The organism is Limnothrix redekei LRLZ20PSL1 (assembly GCF_043235035.1).
Taxonomy (GTDB): domain Bacteria; phylum Cyanobacteriota; class Cyanobacteriia; order CACIAM-69d; family CACIAM-69d; genus CACIAM-69d.
Genome location: NZ_JAZAQF010000094.1, coordinates 1 through 18,308 on the forward strand (window position 1 = coordinate 1; position 18,308 = coordinate 18,308).

Below are 18,308 nucleotides of genomic sequence, written 5' to 3' on the forward strand. Positions count from 1 at the left end.
TTGAGCAAGGACTATGAGTTGTATTCGGAGACGAGTGAAGGGATGATCTATGGCTGCTTAATGCATTTGATGGTGAGAAGATTGGCTGCTCTAGATGCTTAATAATTGATTTATAAATCAGCTCTAATATATTGGGCTTAATATATTGGGCTTAATATATTGGGCTTCATACATTGGGCTTCATACATTGGATCAAAGTTGCAGAGCCAGTCGTGGTAACAAGGGGCTTGACATCTTGCTGCTTAACGATCAGGTGACGGTAACAGCCATGTCATTTAACCCAACAAATTAAGGCAGCCACGCTACTACAGGCTGCCAGCGCAATTCCAAAGTGATTCCAGTGCAATTCCAGAGCAATTAACTTGGATGTTGGAAGACACAAAAAAAGCGCACGATCGTACGCCTTTTTGGTCAGAAGATAATGAAAATCTGAGTTGATCTAATTCAGGAAAGCTGCGTTGAACTGAGCTGAATCAGTGGGCGATCGCTCTCGATCGCGCGCTCAAATGTCCAGTCGTTAAGCCACAACCTAGACAGGGAATCTCAGGTCATTAAGCTCAGAGAAACTTAGAGAAACTCAGCGAGGCTGGGACAGAATTGGACGCTTTTGGACAATCTTGGATGAGGACGGATTCAACAGGCTGGTTTTTAGCCCAGGTCGAGCCGAAGGGTGTTGTGCTTTAGCGGAAACCAACAGCAGCTTGCCACACAAAGGCCAGCGCCAGGAACAGCAAAGGGATAATCGGCAGAACGTCAACCAACGGCGAGAAGGCGGAGTAAGCTTCGGGCAACTTGGCCAACAGCAAGGCGGCTTCCATTGTGTGTATCCTCTCCAACACGAATTTTATTAAAAGCTGCCGAAAATTTTATCAGAAAACAGGGTTCCAGCCCCGCCCTTTTGGGGCTGCAACGATCGCCGCCTGTCCACCACAATTCACCGCTGGCCGATCGGGATCCAGTTCTGAGCCAGGAGAAACCGAAAAAAACACGAAAAAAGCGCCGGCTCTGTCGGACGGCGCTTTAGCTGTGCTGAGTGTGCTTTAAGGGCTTTAGGCATCTCAGGGGTTGCCTAGAAACCGCACTGAGATACAAAAGCGGTGTGGATTTGACTGGCGCGATCGCGAGGGAATTGTGATGCTGCGGCCCAATCGTTGGAGTCTTTGCCCTTGGGTGGATGGCGGTCAAAGGGGTTGACCGCCGAACCCGGAACGATTGTTGTGACTGAGCTTGGGGATATCAAGGCAGCCTTCAGGACTGAATCCCATGAGCTGCTGACCCCACTACACCAGTGTGGACAAATCGCTCACTATCTCCACCCGCCCACGACGAATCGATCGCAAAAGACGATCAATAGAGGCTCGTTCTTCTTCCGTGATCGAGTCGTCTAGGAGCGCTGCGAGCAAGCCGTAGCGATCGGCGAGGGTGAGGCGACCGGTCGCCGTCACTTGGGCAAATAGCTCGGACAATGCAAAGGGCAATAGTCGAACGGGCGGTTGCATAATTCACCCCTGCATCGACATTCGCAGTCGAATCTACGTTTCTAATATGACGCTTTGGGTGTGCTGGCTAGGTGATTCACCCCAGTAAGGGAGCGTGATCATTGCGGAAGATCAAGGCGATCGCAATAGACCGTATTCTGTGATACATATCTTTACTTGCTGCGATCGAGATCGCCATCAGGCGTGCATTGTGTCACTGAGCTTCCTCAAGTCTGTCAGCGACGGGGCTTGCGCCAAGCTACTCGCGAAATGGCCACGCTCCAGGTGTTTTTTAGCGAAAAAGCCATTCTGAATCGGTAATTTGGCAGATTTTTCTAAAATTTTCCTTAAATCACTCTGAAAATCACTCTGAAAAAACATCGGGCGCTAGGAACTGCAACAGTTCGATAGCGCCCAATGGGAAGAGGCTATTTGGAGCACGAGCCTAGTCGGCACTGGGCAAGCGCCAACCGGGTTTGACGACCTGGCGCGATCGGGCAATCACCAAGGCATCGTCGCTCACATCTTCGGTGACCGTGGAACCGGCGGCGATCGTCACGTCTTGGCCAATGGTGATGGGAGCCACCAGCACTGTGTTTGCACCGGTTTTGCTGCGATCGCCGATCGCGGTGCGGTGTTTGTTCACGCCGTCGTAGTTTGCCGTGATCGTTCCTGCGCCGATGTTGACCCGATCGCCCAAGGTGGCATCACCCAAATAGGACAGATGGGAGGCTTTGGTGTTGCTACCCAATTGCGCATTTTTCAGTTCCACGAAGTTCCCCAGGCGACAATCGGGGCCCGTGCTCGCATGGCCGCGCACATGGGCAAAGGGCCCCACTTGGTTGTTAGGGCCAATTTCGCTGTCGGTGACGACGGAATAGAGCACTTGGCAGCCGTCCCCGATCGTGGCGTTTTCAATCAGTGAGCCGGGGCCAATTCTGGCTCCGGCTCCGATCGAGCTGTGACCGCGCAAATGGGTTTGGGGTTCAATGATCGCATCGGGGCCAATGGTGACCGTATCGTCGATCGTGATGCTGCTGGGATCAATCAGGGTCACGCCCGATCGCATCCATTGTTCCTTTGTGCGTCGTTGCAGCACCTGGGCCGCCGCCGCCAGTTGCACCCGATCGTTAAATCCCCAAATTTCCTCCGGATCGGCCACATCCAAAGCCATGACCGGATCCAAGGCCCCGATCGCGTCGGTTAAATAATATTCCCCTTGGCTATTGTCATTTTTGAGATGGGGTAAAAAAGCCGCCAATGCCGACCAGCGAAAACAATAAATTCCGGCATTAATTCGGCAATTTTGACATTGCTCAGGGCTGCAATCTCGGTCTTCGATAATTTCTTGAACAATCAGATTTTGATCACAAAAAACGCGACCGTATCCCTGAGGATTCGCCAGTTGTGCTGTCAAAATGGTGGCAGCATTTTGATGAGTTTGATGAACTTTCAGAAGGTTGGCTAGGGTTTCTGGGCGCAAGAGGGGCACATCCCCATTGAGCACCAGCAAATCACCTTCATAGTCCGCTAAAGGGTCGAGTAATTGTTGAACAGCATGGCCAGTTCCTCGTTGCTCCCGTTGTTCCACAAATTCCATTTGGGGCCAGGCGACCAGGTGCGATCGCACTAAGTCTGCTCGATGGCCAACAATGGTCAGGCATCGATCGACCGATAATTGAGACAAGCTATCCAAGACTCGGGCGATCGCGCTTTTGCCCCCCAATTCATGTAACACCTTGGGTAAATCAGATTTCATGCGCGTGCCTTTACCGGCCGCAAGAATCGCAACGGCAACCACAGGAATTTCCTCAAGAAACAACAAGAAAGAGCAACAGAAGAAAACAGCGAAAACAAGCAGCAAAAACAAGCCATTTTGTCAGCAAGCTGCTCAAGCAAACCGGGCCAGCAAGCGGAGCCAGTGACCAGAGCAAACAGGGCAGACGATCGCCCATTCAGCCGCAAAACCGCCGGGCGAACAAGCGTTTTGGCCATCCCTGGCAATTTTGACCAGGAATCGATCGTGTTCAACAACGCTCTACAAGTATCTCTCTACCCGTATCGATACCAGTATCGATGGATGATTTATGGATGAAGATGATCCTGATGATCCTATAGGTGATCTATCGTGATCTATCGATGAGCCAGATAACGATCCAGACAACAAGCCAGACAACAAGCCAGACAACCGTTGCCGCTTGCCCAATCTCGACAACACCATAGCCGTTGATCGGCCCTGAATTTACCCAAAATTCGCTGGAAAGAACGGCGCGATCGGGGAACTCCCGCGCTAGGCTGGATGCGAATCCTTGGCGGGTTTGCCCCGGTGCTGGGCCCTTGGGCTTTGGCCCCGGCCGCCGCCCGATTTTGCCCATCCGTTCGATCGACCCGTTTCCTCAGGAGCAAGCAACATGCCTGACTTCGGTAACTTGGTGCAAAAAGCCCTGTATTTAGGTGTTGGCCTTGCCAGCTATGCCGGTGAAAAGGCCAGCGAAACCTTCACCGACTTGCCCAGCAAACTGCAACAACTGGCCGATGAGATGGTGGCAAGAGGTGAAATGTCCACCGAAGAAGCTCGCCGCGCCGTGGAAGCCCTGATTCAACAATCCCAAGACAACGCCCCCAGCCGCGAGCCATCCGCCGGCCAAGAGCCGCGCCGCATTGAAATTTTGGACGCGGAAGTGAGCGCAGATCCGGCCAATGGTGGGGCCAATCTGGATGCCATGCGCCAAGAAGTGGAACGGCTCCAGGCAGAATTGCGACGGCTGCGGGATCAGGCGGGATCCTAGTTACCCTTTTCCTCGCGATCGGCCATGGGCGATCGCCCCAATTCCCGCAGGGTGGAAACGGAAGCAAAGGTGGCAACCAGATAGGGAACCATGTAAGTTAGCCCAATTTTGGCAAGGCGATCGGGCGGACAGTCGCGCCGCAGCAGAGCATCGCCGTGATTAATACCCACCAGGATCGTGCCCACCAACAGCGAGGTACGCAGGGCCCGCTGCACCACGGAGCGCTGGCGGGCCAGCAACCACCAATCGGGCCCGCTGGCGGGCAGCTTGGGGGAAGCGGGGGCATTGGGTGGACTCAAGCGGGGCGATCGGGAATGGGCGGACGGTTCAGGTTGCGGGGGAGATACCAAAGGAGCCATAGCGTCAGAGGATAAGAACCCAAAATAGGAGATCTGGACAGCAAGATCCAGCAATCAAGATCCAGCAATCCCCTCGTTATCATGGACTAAACGTGGCTCTCCGCTGGCTTAGCGTGAACCGTTTGCCGCGCAAGCGTCATCACTGCGTCATGTCTGTACCATAACCCCGTCAAACAAGCTGACTAGATTGGGGTCAAACAGGCCAGAATGGATAAGGACACAGCCCGATGACGTTTCGACTGCCAAAAGCTGCCATGACATCTCCCAACGATCGCCCCGATCGGGTGCAATTTCAAAATCCCCCCAATCGTTCCGGTGGCGGATCGAAGGCCCTGCTCTACGTTTCCCTGATCCTGTTTGGGGCGGGGGCGGCTTTGGCAGGGGTGCGGATGGTGTCGCCTAATGCCTGGGGCATTTTAGCCAATGGGGGCGAGCCGGCCTTGCTGCCCAACACCAGTTCCGTGCCGGTGTCGCTGCCGTTGGGATCTGCTGCCAATGCCAACAACCCTGGTAACTTCGTCACCACCGTGGTCAATCGCGTGGGGCCAGCCGTGGTGCGCATTGACTCCGCCCGCACCGTTCGGAACGAAATTCCCGGTGAATTTAGCAATCCCTTTTTCCGTCGCTTCTTTGGAGAAGAAGGGCCCGCCCCCCAGGAACGGGAAACCCGTGGCTCCGGTTCGGGCTTTATTGTGACCAATGACGGCAAAATTTTCACCAATGCCCATGTGGTGGAAGGAGCCACTTCGGTGACCGTGACCCTGAAGGATGGGCGCAAGTTTGACGGCAAAGTGGTTGGGGCGGATTCCCTGACGGATGTGGCGGTGGTGCAAATCAACGCGAAGGATTTACCGACGGTCAACTTGGGCAACTCTGACCAATTGCAACCGGGGCAATGGGCGATCGCGATCGGGAACCCTTTGGGGCTGGACAACACAGTCACCACTGGAATTATTAGCGCCACCGGGCGATCGAGTAATCAGGTCGGCGTACCGGACAAGCGGGTGAACTTCATCCAAACCGACGCAGCCATTAACCCCGGTAACTCCGGCGGCCCGCTGATCGATGAGCGGGGAGCCGTGATTGGCATGAACACGGCCATCATCCGAGGGGCCCAGGGGATTGGCTTTGCCATTCCGATCAATCGGGCCCGCCAAATTGCCGAGCAACTGGTGGCCAAGGGCCGGGCGGATCACGCCTTCGTGGGGGTGCGGATGGTGAAGCTCACGCCCGAACTGAAGCAGCAAATCAACGAAGACCCGAACAGCAACGCCAAAATCGAACTGGATGCGGGGGTGCTGATTGTGCAAGTGATGCCCCGATCGCCCGCTGCGGAAGCGGGTTTGCGCCCCGGAGACACGGTGTTTCAGATTGATGGCAAGGTGGTGGAAGATCCCAGCGAAGTGCAGCAAATGGTGGAAGCCACGGGCACAACCCGTCCCCTCACCTTTGCCATCAATCGCAACGGTCAAAACCTGTCATTGCAGGTGAAACCCCAGGTTATGAGTCCCGATCGCGCCAATGAGTGATGAGCAAGCAGTGGGATGACGGGCGATCGAGCAATTTTGAATCAAGAACTCGATCGCCCCATCTCTGCCCTGCTCATTGATTCCCGGCCGGATGGGTATTTAGAGATGAGTATTTAGAAGCGATCGGCTCCCTCAACCAATCGCTGTGCTGGAGCCTGAGCATTCGCCGCTTCCCCGCAGGTTTTGGGCGTGGGAAATACCTTGTCAGGATTGGCTAACCGCAAGGGATCAAAGGCCGATCGCAGCCATTGCATTGTTTCTAAATCCGCCGCCGAAAACATATCGGGCATGTAGCAGCGCTTCTCGGCACCAATGCCATGCTCGCCGGAGATTGTGCCGCCCGCTTGCACACAGCGCTTGAGGATTTCGCCGCCCATTTCCTCCACCGCTTCCAGTTGTCCCGGCACGGACTTATCGTACAAAACCAACGGGTGCAAATTGCCATCGCCCGCATGGAACACGTTGGCTACTTTGTAGCCGTATTCCTCACTCAGCTTGGCAATTTCTTGCAAAATCCAAACTAATTTGCCGCGTGGTACAACACCATCTTGCACATAGTAATCGGGGCTGACATGGCCGGCAGCGGCAAAGGCAGACTTGCGACCTTTCCAGAGCTTGAGGCGTTCTTGGGGATCTGTGGCGATCGCAATATTCCGCGCCCCATTCTCGCGGCAAATTTGGGCCACCCGATCAGTATTGGCTTCCACTTCCACCGCCAAACCATCCAATTCAACCAATAGAATTGCCTCCGCATCTCGGGGATAGCAATTGGTTTTGGCCACATCCTCCACCGCATTAATGCTGAGGTTATCCATGATTTCCATGCCACCAGGAATAATCTTGGCAGCAATGATATCGGCCACACTCTTGGCCGCCGCATCCATACTGGTGAAATCTGCCAGCAAAACAGCAATTTCATCAGCGGTTTTCAGAATTCGTAAGGTGACTTCCGTGGCGATTCCCAATGTGCCTTCGGAACCCACAAAAATTCCCGTCAAATCGTAACCGGGCATCTCCGGCACGGCGCTGCCCACTTCCACAATTTCCCCATCGGGTAACACCAATTTCAACCCCAAAACATGGTTAGTCGTTACGCCATATTTGAGGCAATGAACCCCGCCGGAATTTTCCGCCACATTCCCCCCGATCGAGCAAATAATTTGACTCGATGGATCGGGCGCGTAATAAAATCCTGCACCGCTCACCGCCTGCGTCACCCAATTGTTAATTACCCCCGGTTGCACCACCACCCGTTGATTGTCCAAATCCACCTTCAGGATTTGTTTCATCAGCGCCGTGACAATCAGCACCGAATCCTCGATCGGGAGTGCGCCGCCGGAGAGGCCCGTGCCCGCCCCCCGCGCCACAAAGGGCACGCGAAACCGATTGCAGAGCTTGACCGCCGCCGCCACCTGCTCCGTGGTGCGCGGCAACACCACCAGCGCCGGCCGGTGGCGATAGCTGGTTAGCCCGTCGCATTCATAGGTCAGCAGTTCATCTTTGCGGCGAATCACCGCCCGATCGCCCAGCGCATTCACAAATTCCCGGGCGATCGCTTCCCAATCGGGGCGAGTAGCCGATAGCGACGGTGCAAAAACCATGGTGGGTTACACAGAAAACAGTGAGGAAAACGGCGACAAACCTTCAACCACTACTATAGAAGATCTCGATAGAGCTATTAGCCAAATTGTCGGGGGCAAGGGGCTTAGGGCGTGTCATCAAATACCCAAAAATCTGATTCTTGCGTTGCGAGATCGTGGGGAGCAAGAGGCTTAAGCCCCTTGTTTAGAGCGGTTGAGCTGGATAAATAAGCCATTTCAACGCCGATCAATTGCAATTGATAATACGCTCTAAGCTCCTTGTCTTGGGGAGTTGTGATCGAATTCTGAATCCTAGGATTCGGCTAGCTCAGATAATTCAAGCCAACGCTCCGTTCCTTGATCAATTTGGTGACTGAGATCCGCCAGCTTTTGCGATAATTTCTCGACCTCGCTATAGCCACTGGGGGGATTTTCATAGAGGCGCTTTTCAATAGTTGCTTTTTCCTCTTCCCACTGGGGCAAATGGGTTTCCAAATGTTCCAGTTCGCGCTTTTCCTTGTAGGACAATTTGCGCGATCGCCCCTTGGATGAATTACTTTGATCCGGCTCTGGCGTAGTTGCAGCACTAGCCTTCTTCTCAGCCGATCGCCCGTTTTTCTCAGAAGTATCGCTGGTCGAATCAGGCGATCGCAAATCCAAATACACCGAATAGTTACCGGGATATTGGCGAATCTGACCAGCTTGCTCAAAGGCGAAGATTTTCTCAACGGTGCGATCGAGAAAATAGCGATCGTGCGACACCACAATCACACAGCCATTAAACTCCTCCAAATATTCTTCCAACACCGCCAAGGTCTGCACATCCACATCGTTGGTCGGTTCATCCAAAATCAGCACATTCGGCGCTTCCAGCAACACCTTCAATAAGAATAAGCGCCGCCGTTCGCCCCCCGAAAGTTTGCTGATCGGCGCATATTGTTGATCAGGCGGAAATAGAAACCGCTCCAACATTTGCGAGGCGGTGATAATTTGCCCATCGGCGGTTTTCACCAGTTCCGCCGTTTCCTTCAGGTAATTCAGCACTCGCAGATCGCCCTTATCAGACAAATCATCGGAGTGCTGATCAAAATAGCCAATTTGGATCGTGCTGCCCCGATCGACCTGGCCCGCTGTGGGTTCTAACTTACCCATAATCAGGTTCATCAGAGTTGATTTACCCACCCCATTACCGCCAATAATCCCCACCCGATCGTTCGGCAAAAATTGATAGGTGAAATCGCGAATCAAGACCCGATCGCCTACTTCATAGGTCAAATTCTCCAGCTCGATCACCTTCTTGCCGATCCGCCGGCCCGCCGTGGCGATTTCCACCTTGCCCGAACTGGCTTTGAACTCCGTTTCGCGCATATCTTGGATTCGATCGATTCGAGCTTTTTGCTTGGTGCTGCGCGCTTTCGGGCCGCGCTTCAGCCACTCCAGCTCCCGCCGCAACACCCCTTGAAATTTCCGTTGACGGCTGTTTTCTGCTGTTTCCGCTTCTGCCTTTTTCTCCAGGTAATAGCCATAATTACCGGCATAGCTGAACAGATCCCCGCGATCGAGTTCCAAGATCCGATTTGTCACCCGATCAAGAAAATAGCGATCGTGCGTCACCAACAACAACGCCCCGCGAAACTGTTGGCGCAAATAATCTTGCAACCAGTTCACCGAGTCCGCATCCAGGTGGTTTGTTGGCTCATCCATTAACAACAAATCTGGCTGCGCCAACAGCGCCGCCGCCAGGGCAATTCGCTTCCGATAACCCCCGGAAAGCGTTCCTACTTTTGCTTCAAAATCCTCAATTCCCAACTGAGACAGCACAATTTTCGCCTGGGTTTCCAATTCCCAAGCGCCTGCCGCCGCCATCTTGTCGCCCAGGCTGGCCAACTGTGCCATCACCAAATCCAACTCCGGCCCCGTGGTGTGGCCCAGCCGGTGGGACAAATCCTCATATTCCCGCACCAGCGCCATTTGCTCGCCGCTATCGGCAAATACCTGCTCCAGCACCGTGCGATCGGGGTCAAGCGGCGGATCCTGCGGCAAATAGACCAGCCGATAGTTGGGGTTCACCAGCCGATCGCCCCGGTCGATCGGCTCCAGCCCCGCCAGCATCTTCAGCAGCGTGGACTTGCCCGAACCATTGGTGCCAATCAAGCCAATTTTGTCCGTCGGCTCGATGCTAAAGGTTCCATCCCGCAGAATTTCTTTGATTCCAAAATCCTTGTGGGCATTCTTCAGAGACAGCAGACTCATGCGATCGGGCAGGGGCTAAACACTACTGTCTATAATTCCACGGCCCGCCCCGATCGCCCCCACGACCTTTGCTACGATCGACCCATTGCCCCGACACCGACTAGCCCCATGACCGCGACCCTCAGCCCCACCGAGCGCCAAGACTACCAGACTCTGCTAGCCGAATATGGCCCCGGCCTGCGGGCGATCGATGCCCTCGATCAACACGATGGCGACCTGATCAGCGCTGTTGAAACCCTCTGGAATCAGTCAGAAACCCCCAGCACCTTTGGGCGCGGTCAAAAACTCTGGGAAACCCTTTTAAAAGTCTTGCGAAAAGAACTCTGCGGCAACGAAGGTGTGCGCGCCCAGTTTCAGGAATACACCAAAAATCCCGGCAGCGCGCCCCTACTAACGGGCTTGATCGTGTCGGTGACCACGGCGGCGGGCTTACCGATCGACCCAGCGATTTCCACAATTGTGGTGTTGTATTTGCTCAAGATCGGTCTGAATGTGTTTTGTGAGTACACCGAACCCAAATCCGAGTCATAGCCGGTCTATTTCTTCACCACCAATAGGTCAAGTAGGTTGGGTTGAGCAGTGCGAAACCCAACGCGGTCACAACTAATTCTTGCTGGGATTAATCGATTGCGTAGCCCGTATATTGCCGAACGGTGGGAGCATGGAACGCTAAGACGATGTGATCTTTCGGAACTCCCAACTCTGTTAGCTCATTGGCAATTCCGCCTTCAATGCCATCGTAGTGAATCCAGATTTTTTTGTTCCGAATTTCAGCATGAACTAGGCAACCATGCACTCGCCGATTTTCTTCCCAGCCTTCTTGCATGAGCAGGAAATGATTGCGATCCTGGTCAACCACCAAATAGGTCGTCACATCTCCATAGCGATAGGGTAACTTGGCATAATCGCTAAGGATTTTTTCTAGGAGTGATCGCCATTGTTCGAGATTAGGGGCTGTCTTAACTTCTAAGGCTTCCATTCTGCAATTTTCTCCGTTTCTGCATCAAAAACAACCAAATGAAAACCCGGTTCTTCTAATAAAAGTTGACCGATCGGCTCTTGAAAAATCGTATTAAAAGTTTCTTGAGTCACGGCCAAGTACAGAATCCGATCGGGTTCGCGTTTCTCTAGAGCGCGAGCATACATAAAAAACTGTCCCCAGGCATTTTCGAGATCACTGACAAGAGAGGCACTGAGAAAGCTTTTAATCTCGATCGCAATCTTTTCGGAACCTCGTTCAGCCGCAATCAGGCGTTCTGCACCCAAATCGACAAACACCGATCGCGCACCAATTTTGAGAATCAAGGGATCATCCGTAATCGTCCAGCCATCATCAATTAGGGCATTGCAAACAGTTTGGTGATAGAGATCTTTAGCAGGCATGACCCTATTTTAGTTGAGTAGTCGAGTAGGTTGGGTTGAGCCTCGCGAAACCCAACGCAAGATCTAGACCATGCGCTCGATTAGTTTCAGAAAATAGCGTATTGATTGTGTTGGGTTTCGTGCCTCAACCCAACCTACCGGTCTTGCCCCTCACGATCGGCTAGTGCCTTGGTGAGGTTGTTAGGATGGGCGGAGTTGCTGGCCCGATCGCCCCACCTATGCCGACTATCCAGATCCGCGAAGTTGCCGCCACCGATGATGGATTCACCGCTGAAGTCACGATCGCCCAGGATCTCCACACCGGCCAAACCTATCCCGTCACGTTGCGGAACCCGTTTCAGAACAACGAAGAAGCGGATCTGGAATTTTTCTTTGAGGAGTGGTATCAGTTCCCGACGCTCGATCGGGAGCGGGCCGATCGCGCTCGGGCGGCGATCGCCCAATATGGCCAAGAGCTGTTCGGGCAACTGCTGAAAGCCAACCCCGATGCCTACGCGGACTATCGGGAACTGAGGCGATCGCACTGCTTTGAGCAGGGCACGGTAACAATCGAGATCATTGGCTCGCCAGAGTTTCAGGGGTGGCATTGGGAAGCTATGCGCGATCCGGAGTTGTCGGAACCGCTGTCACTGATAACCCCGATCGTGCGGCGCGATCCGAAGCGATCGGTTTCCAATCCGGCCCGGGTGCAGCCGTCCGGGTGGCTGAATTTGTTGGTGGTGACGGCGCGGCCCGGGTGGAGTCGGGATGTGAACTACCGGACGATTTCCCGGCCCCTGGTGGAGGCGATCGCCAATGCTGAGTTGCCCGTGAAGGTGGCGCTGTTGCGGCCCGGCACTTGGGAAGCGCTCGAACGCCACTTGCAAGCCGTTGGCCCCGGTTTCTATCACGCCGTTCACTTCGATTTGCATGGATCGGTGCTGACTTACAACCAAGCCAACCAACTGATGAAGCTCCCCGCCCAAGCCAGCGGCCAAACCTTTCGGCGTGGTCATAACTTGGGGGATTTGCCCGAATATGACGGCTACCGAGCGTTTTTGAGCTTTGAAGGGGAAGCGGCGGGCCAGTCGATTTTGGTGGAAGCGGCGGAAGTGGCGGCCCTGCTGCAAACTCGGCAAATTCCCCTTTGCATCTTGAATGCTTGTCAGTCCGCCAAGCAGATCTGCGACGGCGAGGGGCCGGCGGCGGAAACCAGCCTGGGGGCCAAGCTGCTGGAGGCGGGGATGCAGGCGATCGTGGCCATGCGCTATTCGGTGATGGTGCGGGCGGCGGAACTAATGATGACGCGGTTCTATCAGGCGTTGTTTACGCAGCAGCCGGTGATGGAGGCGATTCGGTTGGGGCGGCGGGAGCTGTGGCAAACCAAAACCCGCCCCGGCCGGTTCAATCTGCCGATCGAGCTGGAGGATTGGCTGTTGCCGGTGGTCTACAGCGGCGGCACGGTGAATTTGAATTTGCGGCCCCTGACTGCCGACGAAGAGGCGGCCCGGTGGACGGCGGAGGCCGAGCGCGATCGCTTTGAGCCGCCGACCTATGGCTTTGTGGGGCGGGACACGGACATTTTGGAACTGGAGCGGCGGTTGTTGCAGCCGGAGCGCAACGCCCTGTTGTTACAGGGGATGGGCGGCACGGGCAAAACCACCCTGCTGCGTTACTTGCGCGACTGGTGGCAGCGGACGGGGCTGATTGAGCGATCGTTCTATTTTGGCTATGACGAGCGGGCCCACAGCCTGGAGCAAATCGCCGCCAGTATTTTTCAGCAGCTCGATCCTGAGGGGTGGTTGCAGTTCCAGTCGTGGCCCTTGGCGGCGCGGTTGGCCAAGCTGACCCAACTGTTGCGATCGCGCCGCTATGCCTTGATTTTGGACAATTTGGAATCGGTGACGGCGGCGGCCCTGTCGATTCCCAACAGCTTGCCAGAGTCGGAGCAGCGGGCCTTGGCCCAATGGTTGCGGGGGCTGGTGGGGGGCAAAACCCTGATTTTGCTGGGGTCGCGGGGGGCGGAATCCTGGCTGGAGCCGGTCTATGGAACCAATCGGCTGGGGTTGCGGGGGTTGGATGCCGATGCCCGCACGACCCTGGCCCAAAAAATTCTGGAGCGGCAGGTGGGCGACTCGCGCCGCATTGCCAAAATCAAGGATGAGCCAGCTTTTGGGCAATTGATGAAGCTGTTGGATGGCTATCCGTTGGCGATGGAGGTGGTGTTGGGGAATCTGAAGCGCCAAACCCCCAGCGAGATTTTGGCGGGGATGCAGGCGGCGGACGTGAACCTCGACAATCCGCAGGCCCAGGGCGACAAAACCCAAAGCATCATTGCTTGCATTGACTATTCCCACGGGGCGCTGTCGGCATCGGCCCAGCAGGCGTTGCTCTGCTTGGCTCCCTTCAGTGGGTTTATTAATTGCGATGGCAATTGCTTGGAGCAGTATGCAGCGCAGTTAGCGGAGCAGCCGGCCTTGGCGGCTTGGTTTGGGGAGTCGGGGGCGGAGATTTTGGCGGGGGCGGTGCAGGAGGCGGTGGATTGGGGGCTGTTGTCGCCCATTTCGCCGGAGATGCCGCGATTGCTAACGATTCAGCCGACCTTGCCCTATTTCTTGAAATTGAAACTAGACATGCATGGTTCAAGTGTTAAGGCGGCGATCAATTCTGCTTTTCATAACCACTGCCTGGGTCTAGCATCGGCTTATTACCAACTGATGCAGTCCTCGGAGATAAATAGTCAACGACTAGGTTCTTTTTTAGCTGGAAAAGAATATGAAAACATTCACAGTGCAGTATTAGAATGCTTGAAAAAGCATAAAACCCTAACACCATTTTTTTGTCTTTATCAGAGCCTTTTTATAGCTCAAGATTACAAGGGAGCATTACTTTTGTCTCAAGAGCTAATAGATATTTTACCAGGAGCTAAAGATCTAGAAAATGATTCGAGCTTAAAGATGGAAGCGTGTGTTTTTTGGGAGAGGCTTGCTTTCTGTCAGTGCATTCTCAACAAGTTCGATGATGCCAAAAAATCATATCTCGCAATTTTTAGTCTGTGTTGCGAAGATTCAGACCCAAGATTTCGAGAGATGGTTTCTCATATTATTTTTAACATCGGAAATATTCATTACTCCTATCAAGAGCTAACAAAAGCAGAAGAGTTCTATGAGCTTGCTATTAGCTTGACTGAATCCAGCGAATCTCAATCCTATATCTGTGGTCAAATTGCAAACATTTTTAGAGAGAAAGGTTCAACCTCTCTTGCAGAAAATTGGTATCAAAGAGCCTACAAGATTATACAGCCAGGTAGTTTAGCCCAGGGAGTGCATTTCTATAACTATGGCCTATTACTAGAAGATACTGGAAACAAAAAAGAAGCCATGAAAGAGTATGAGAAAGCATTGCTTATATTCAATGAGTATAGAAATCATCATGGTCAAGCATGTGTTTATCAGCAAAAGGCTCTCATCTATGAAGATTTGGGAGATTTGAATGCTTCAAAAGAAATGTGCAAAATTGCTTTAGAAATCAGAATTCAATCAAATGATGAAATCAATCAAGCAGATATCTATCATCAACTAGGTAGGCTATGCCGCCTTGAGAGATCGTATGAACAAGCCTTAGCATACTTTGAAAAATCTCTATCTATCGACTATAAGCATGGCGCTCCAGAATTTAAAATTGCTAAGACCATTGGTGAATTAGGATTGATAGCTCAATGCCAGGAACGCTTTCCACAGGCTCTTGATTACTTCCTCCAGACTCTTCAAAGCTTTTTATTATTAGATAATAAGACTTATGCAGGCCAAACTCTACAAAACCTTGCACGTCTTTACCAACAAACCCAAGACCCCAACATCCTCACCGCCACCGCCGAACTCCTCGGCCGCACCCCCGACGACCTCGCCACCGCCTTCACCCAACAGCCGTAGGGTGCGTAGGGCAACGGTTGGCGGCTTACGGAGATTGGGTTTGTGCCCTACGCACCGTCGCAATGGGGCAACCCAACCGATCAGGAATCGTCGTGAATGGCGTGGCGGTTGCGGTGCGTGGGAGATGACCGGGCAATGGTCGTGATGAGGATGGCGCGCTCCCACACACCCTACACGATCACATGGGGCAGCCATAGAGACTGTGCTCGCTCACCCGGGAAAGGCTGGGTCGTTCTTGCCCTAGCGAGCTTGGGTGGCAGGAGCATTCGGGGCAACATTGGGCTGCGGAGTCATGGGTTGGTAGCGCTGGAGCGCTTGGTTCGCAAACTGGCGCAACTGTTCAGCCTTGGCGTAGGCAGTGCTGGCCGGGTGAACCCGCTCCAAGTTGTTTTCGATTTCCTGGAGCGTTCCCAACAGTCGGGGATTGCTGGGGTCAGCGGCGGCCAGGGTGCGCCATTGGGCGATTTGCCGATCCGCTTGTTCCAAAGACTCGATCGACTGGCGCTCCAAGGCCTCCCGCTGCTTGGCAATTGCCAGATTTTGCGCATATTCCGCTCGGAGTCGCTGGGCGGCCGCAAATTGCGGATCGTCATCCTTAATTTGGGTCAACAGGGCCAAGGCCTCTTGCCACAGGTTTTGCACCACCCGCCACTGTTCCACCGGGTGAGGAGGTTTTTGAGCCGCCAAGGCCGCCCGAAACCCATATTCCTTGGCCCCCGTGATCAGGCTGCCCGATTGCTGCCGCCCCACCGCCCGGCCGGTGATCGATTGAAAGTCTCGATCGATCCCAACCAATTTGGCGCGTGCTTGCCGTCCGGCCAAGGTTTTCTGGGGCACTTCCCGCAGGCGATCGATTCCCGACTGCCAATCACCGAGAGCCGCGTTTTGGGCGCTGCTGTCCTTAGCGCTTTGGTGCTGTTGGCGGGCCGTTTCCACGGTTGCCAAGGCCTGATTTAACAAGGCTTGGGCATTGCGCTCCTGAAACACTTGCGCTTCCAAACGGGCCACGGTTTGGCGGGCGGCGGCAAATTCATCCAACGTGAATCGCCACCGGCATGAAAACAGAGTGCAATAAGTCTTCGGCCGAGACCCCAAAAACCAAACGGGCAGGCGATCGAGCGCTGCTTGGGCCGCTTGGGTTTTGGTGGCTCCCAGTTCAATATCGGCCGCACTGGTGGCATTGTCGAGCAATTGCTTGGCCTGGGCCGTGGCGGCGGTGGCGGCTCGATAATCTTGATCCATCATCCAAAAGCTGGGCAGCAACAGCAATGGCGCGTTGTCTGCCACCACATTCCGAATCGGCGGCAATGGCAGGTTGGCCAAGGCAATCCCCCCCGTCGCCACCACCACTCCCGCCAAACCACAGCCCCAAGATCCCCAAGCCCAAAATCCCCAGCCCATCTTAGGCTGGTTAAGGCGAGCGGCGGACTTGAGCAAGCCAAGATCAAAATCCGGGAAAGCATCACTCACGATCGCCCGTAGATCCTCAAAACCGGCCGGCTCGCCAGACTGCAACCGCAACTTTTCTAACCGCTGCCACAGCACTTCCTTGGGAATCCGGGTGGCGGGTTGTTGTTGATAGCGGGCACGGATAGCTCCCTTCAGGAGTTGGTAAGCACGATCATTGAGGCGAGACATGATCCACGGGGTAGAAAGGGCCGATCGCGAGCAATGGTTGAACCCGATCGCGCTGTTAATCGCGGGCGTACTTTGGGGAAGTACCTATGTTGTTGTCAAGTCTAGTTTAGAGGCCGTTTCCCCGAGCGTTTTGATGTTGGTGCGGTTTGGAATTGCCACCATTGCTCTGTTGCCGATCACTCTTTGGAGCGGTTTGCCGAAAAATTCAGCCGCTTGGGCGGTCACGGGGCGCGGAGGCTTGGAATTGGGCTTCTGGATGGCCTTGGGCTATGTGGCTCACACGATCGCGCTGCAATACACCACGGCGGGGCGTAGCGCGTTTATCACCGCCCTCTATGTGGTGTTGGTTCCGTTGCTGACGGGCGTTGCGGGCCAGCGGCTGTTTCCTAAGGTTTGGTGGGCGGCGGCGATCGCGGCGTTGGGGGTGGCGTTGCTGTCCTACGATGGCGCACCGCCCAATATTGGGGATTTGTGGAGTGTGGGCACAGCCATCACTTGGTCTTTTTATATTTGGCGGATGGAGGCCTACGCGGCTCGGGCCCAAGTGCTGTGGCTGTCGTTGATTCAGTTGGGGATCACGGCTCTGGCGGCGGCCCTGTGGGTATGGGGGTCTTCATGGGCGATTTCGTCTGCAATTTGGAACGCCCAGACCATTCCTTGGCTAGATTTGGTCTATTTGGGAACCTTTGCCACGGCGGGCACGGCCTGGTTGCAGGCGATCGGCCAGCGATCGGTGGCGGCTCCGGTAGCAGCGATTTTGTATACCTTGGAGCCAGTTTGGGCAGCCCTGATGGCGGCGGCTTGGTTGGGGGAACAATTGGGCGATCGGGGCCGGGTGGGAGCAGCTTTGGTGCTGGGGGCCTGTTTGTTGTGCCAGCTCCCGGTGCGATCGTTGGGGCGACAACTGGGCCGGGCGATCACCTCAGTTTGGCATCGACCGTAACTGTTGACTAACCCACTGTTCCTTGTGGAGTATTTGCCAGCATTCCCTAGTTTTTTGATCGCAACAAACCTTAACAACCAGCCAAAAACAGAGCGGGGACATAGGCTCACCTCCCTTGTCCCCGCTCAATACGGTGCAATTGCTCAAAAAACTTTACCGATAACGGCGCTTCCGGCGGGCAGCAGCGGCCTTACGCTTGCGCTTTTCGATCGGGGTTTCATAGTACCGGCGATATTTCACGTCCGCCAAGATACCGGCTTTCGAGACTTGGCGCTTGAAACGGCGTAGCGCGGATTCAATTCCTTCGTTTTCACCCAAAACCACTTGGGTCATGCGGTTTCACTCCTTGCGATAGGTGGACAAAATATGGCGCACAGGCCCAAAGGCATGACGCTGACTCTTTTGAGGCAAATTGGGCGCTGGCAAAAGAGGGCGATCGCTGGGT

Annotated in this window: 15 protein-coding genes and 1 pseudogene; 6 read left to right on the forward strand and 10 right to left on the reverse strand. The window is 54.4% G+C overall.

Annotated elements, in window-relative coordinates; all coding sequences use genetic code 11:
* Positions 1-102, forward strand: a pseudogene (locus VPK24_RS17865) (IS5/IS1182 family transposase); the annotation flags it as partial.
* Positions 103-680: 578 nt separating this feature from the next.
* Here the strand turns inward: VPK24_RS17865 and VPK24_RS17870 are convergent.
* From VPK24_RS17870 to glmU, 3 genes are all read right to left on the reverse strand, one after another.
* Entirely contained in the window at positions 681-818 is a 138-nt protein-coding gene (locus tag VPK24_RS17870) for a photosystem II reaction center protein K (RefSeq protein ID WP_099532854.1), read from the reverse strand.
* Positions 819-1,280: 462 nt separating this feature from the next.
* Positions 1,281-1,499 carry a hypothetical protein gene (locus tag VPK24_RS17875; protein ID WP_393015433.1) on the reverse strand — a complete coding sequence of 73 codons (219 nt, stop codon included), beginning with the start codon at positions 1,497-1,499 and terminating at the stop codon, positions 1,281-1,283.
* Between the two features lie 424 nt (positions 1,500-1,923).
* The gene (gene glmU, locus VPK24_RS17880; protein ID WP_393015435.1) at positions 1,924-3,279 is read right to left on the reverse strand and encodes a bifunctional UDP-N-acetylglucosamine diphosphorylase/glucosamine-1-phosphate N-acetyltransferase GlmU; all 1,356 of its coding nucleotides are present in this window, start codon (positions 3,277-3,279) and stop codon (positions 1,924-1,926) included.
* Between the two features lie 610 nt (positions 3,280-3,889).
* Between glmU and VPK24_RS17885 the strand changes: the two genes are divergently transcribed.
* Entirely contained in the window at positions 3,890-4,267 is a 378-nt protein-coding gene (locus VPK24_RS17885; RefSeq protein ID WP_393015437.1) for a phasin family protein, read from the forward strand.
* Here the strand turns inward: VPK24_RS17885 and nrtS are convergent.
* Complete coding sequence (gene nrtS / locus VPK24_RS17890; RefSeq protein WP_393015439.1) at positions 4,264-4,626, reverse strand: nitrate/nitrite transporter NrtS; 363 nt, start codon at positions 4,624-4,626, stop codon at positions 4,264-4,266. The genes VPK24_RS17885 and nrtS overlap by 4 nt on opposite strands.
* A 227-nt stretch (positions 4,627-4,853) precedes the next feature.
* Between nrtS and VPK24_RS17895 the strand changes: the two genes are divergently transcribed.
* Positions 4,854-6,155 (forward strand): HhoA/HhoB/HtrA family serine endopeptidase, encoded by a 1,302-nt coding sequence (locus VPK24_RS17895; protein WP_393015441.1) that lies wholly within the window; start codon positions 4,854-4,856, stop codon positions 6,153-6,155.
* A 113-nt stretch (positions 6,156-6,268) separates the two neighbouring features.
* Here the strand turns inward: VPK24_RS17895 and glcD are convergent, their stop codons facing one another.
* The gene (glcD, locus tag VPK24_RS17900; RefSeq protein ID WP_393015442.1) at positions 6,269-7,756 is read right to left on the reverse strand and encodes a glycolate oxidase subunit GlcD; all 1,488 of its coding nucleotides are present in this window, start codon (positions 7,754-7,756) and stop codon (positions 6,269-6,271) included.
* A gap of 291 nt (positions 7,757-8,047) precedes the next feature.
* Entirely contained in the window at positions 8,048-9,988 is a 1,941-nt protein-coding gene (locus VPK24_RS17905; protein WP_393015444.1) for an ABC-F family ATP-binding cassette domain-containing protein, read from the reverse strand.
* On the opposite strand from VPK24_RS17905, the gene VPK24_RS17910 reads away from it, so the two are divergent.
* Positions 9,959-10,519 carry a hypothetical protein gene (locus VPK24_RS17910; RefSeq protein WP_393015445.1) on the forward strand — a complete coding sequence of 187 codons (561 nt, stop codon included), beginning with the start codon at positions 9,959-9,961 and terminating at the stop codon, positions 10,517-10,519. The genes VPK24_RS17905 and VPK24_RS17910 overlap by 30 nt on opposite strands.
* Positions 10,520-10,607: 88 nt before the next feature.
* On the opposite strand, the gene VPK24_RS17915 is transcribed toward VPK24_RS17910, so the two are convergent.
* Complete coding sequence (locus VPK24_RS17915) at positions 10,608-10,967, reverse strand: XisI protein (protein ID WP_393015446.1); 360 nt, start codon at positions 10,965-10,967, stop codon at positions 10,608-10,610.
* A complete protein-coding gene (locus VPK24_RS17920; RefSeq protein WP_393015448.1) occupies positions 10,955-11,371 on the reverse strand; it encodes an element excision factor XisH family protein in 417 nt (138 codons plus the stop codon). The genes VPK24_RS17915 and VPK24_RS17920 overlap by 13 nt, the downstream gene beginning before the upstream one ends.
* Before the next feature lie 185 nt (positions 11,372-11,556).
* Here VPK24_RS17920 and VPK24_RS17925 point away from each other — a divergent pair, with 185 nt between their 5' ends.
* Positions 11,557-15,282 (forward strand): tetratricopeptide repeat protein, encoded by a 3,726-nt coding sequence (locus tag VPK24_RS17925; protein ID WP_393015449.1) that lies wholly within the window; start codon positions 11,557-11,559, stop codon positions 15,280-15,282.
* A 240-nt stretch (positions 15,283-15,522) separates the two neighbouring features.
* Here VPK24_RS17925 and VPK24_RS17930 read toward each other — a convergent pair whose 3' ends face one another.
* Positions 15,523-16,920 (reverse strand): hypothetical protein, encoded by a 1,398-nt coding sequence (locus VPK24_RS17930; protein WP_393015451.1) that lies wholly within the window; start codon positions 16,918-16,920, stop codon positions 15,523-15,525.
* Between VPK24_RS17930 and VPK24_RS17935 the strand changes: the two genes are divergently transcribed.
* Entirely contained in the window at positions 16,919-17,863 is a 945-nt protein-coding gene (locus VPK24_RS17935) for a DMT family transporter (RefSeq protein WP_393015453.1), read from the forward strand. The genes VPK24_RS17930 and VPK24_RS17935 overlap by 2 nt on opposite strands.
* A gap of 153 nt (positions 17,864-18,016) precedes the next feature.
* Here the strand turns inward: VPK24_RS17935 and rpsU are convergent, their stop codons facing one another.
* Positions 18,017-18,196 (reverse strand): 30S ribosomal protein S21, encoded by a 180-nt coding sequence (gene rpsU, locus VPK24_RS17940; protein ID WP_099532024.1) that lies wholly within the window; start codon positions 18,194-18,196, stop codon positions 18,017-18,019.
* Positions 18,197-18,308 lie beyond the last annotated feature (112 nt).

Excerpts from the sequence above, each read along its gene's own strand:
- VPK24_RS17870 (WP_099532854.1), bottom strand. The coding sequence starts at position 818 with ATGGAAGCCGCCTTGCTGTTGGCCAAGTTGCCCGAAGCTTACTCCGCC.
- VPK24_RS17875 (WP_393015433.1), bottom strand. The coding sequence starts at position 1,499 with ATGCAACCGCCCGTTCGACTATTGCCCTTTGCATTGTCCGAGCTATTT.
- VPK24_RS17885 (WP_393015437.1), top strand. The coding sequence starts at position 3,890 with ATGCCTGACTTCGGTAACTTGGTGCAAAAAGCCCTGTATTTAGGTGTT.
- nrtS (WP_393015439.1), bottom strand. The coding sequence starts at position 4,626 with ATGGCTCCTTTGGTATCTCCCCCGCAACCTGAACCGTCCGCCCATTCC.
- VPK24_RS17895 (WP_393015441.1), top strand. The coding sequence starts at position 4,854 with ATGACGTTTCGACTGCCAAAAGCTGCCATGACATCTCCCAACGATCGC.
- glcD (WP_393015442.1), bottom strand. The coding sequence starts at position 7,756 with ATGGTTTTTGCACCGTCGCTATCGGCTACTCGCCCCGATTGGGAAGCG.
- VPK24_RS17905 (WP_393015444.1), bottom strand. The coding sequence starts at position 9,988 with ATGAGTCTGCTGTCTCTGAAGAATGCCCACAAGGATTTTGGAATCAAA.
- VPK24_RS17915 (WP_393015446.1), bottom strand. The coding sequence starts at position 10,967 with ATGGAAGCCTTAGAAGTTAAGACAGCCCCTAATCTCGAACAATGGCGA.
- VPK24_RS17920 (WP_393015448.1), bottom strand. The coding sequence starts at position 11,371 with ATGCCTGCTAAAGATCTCTATCACCAAACTGTTTGCAATGCCCTAATT.
- VPK24_RS17925 (WP_393015449.1), top strand. The coding sequence starts at position 11,557 with ATGGGCGGAGTTGCTGGCCCGATCGCCCCACCTATGCCGACTATCCAG.
- VPK24_RS17935 (WP_393015453.1), top strand. The coding sequence starts at position 16,919 with ATGATCCACGGGGTAGAAAGGGCCGATCGCGAGCAATGGTTGAACCCG.
- VPK24_RS17930 (WP_393015451.1), bottom strand. The coding sequence starts at position 16,920 with ATGTCTCGCCTCAATGATCGTGCTTACCAACTCCTGAAGGGAGCTATC.
- rpsU (WP_099532024.1), bottom strand. The coding sequence starts at position 18,196 with ATGACCCAAGTGGTTTTGGGTGAAAACGAAGGAATTGAATCCGCGCTA.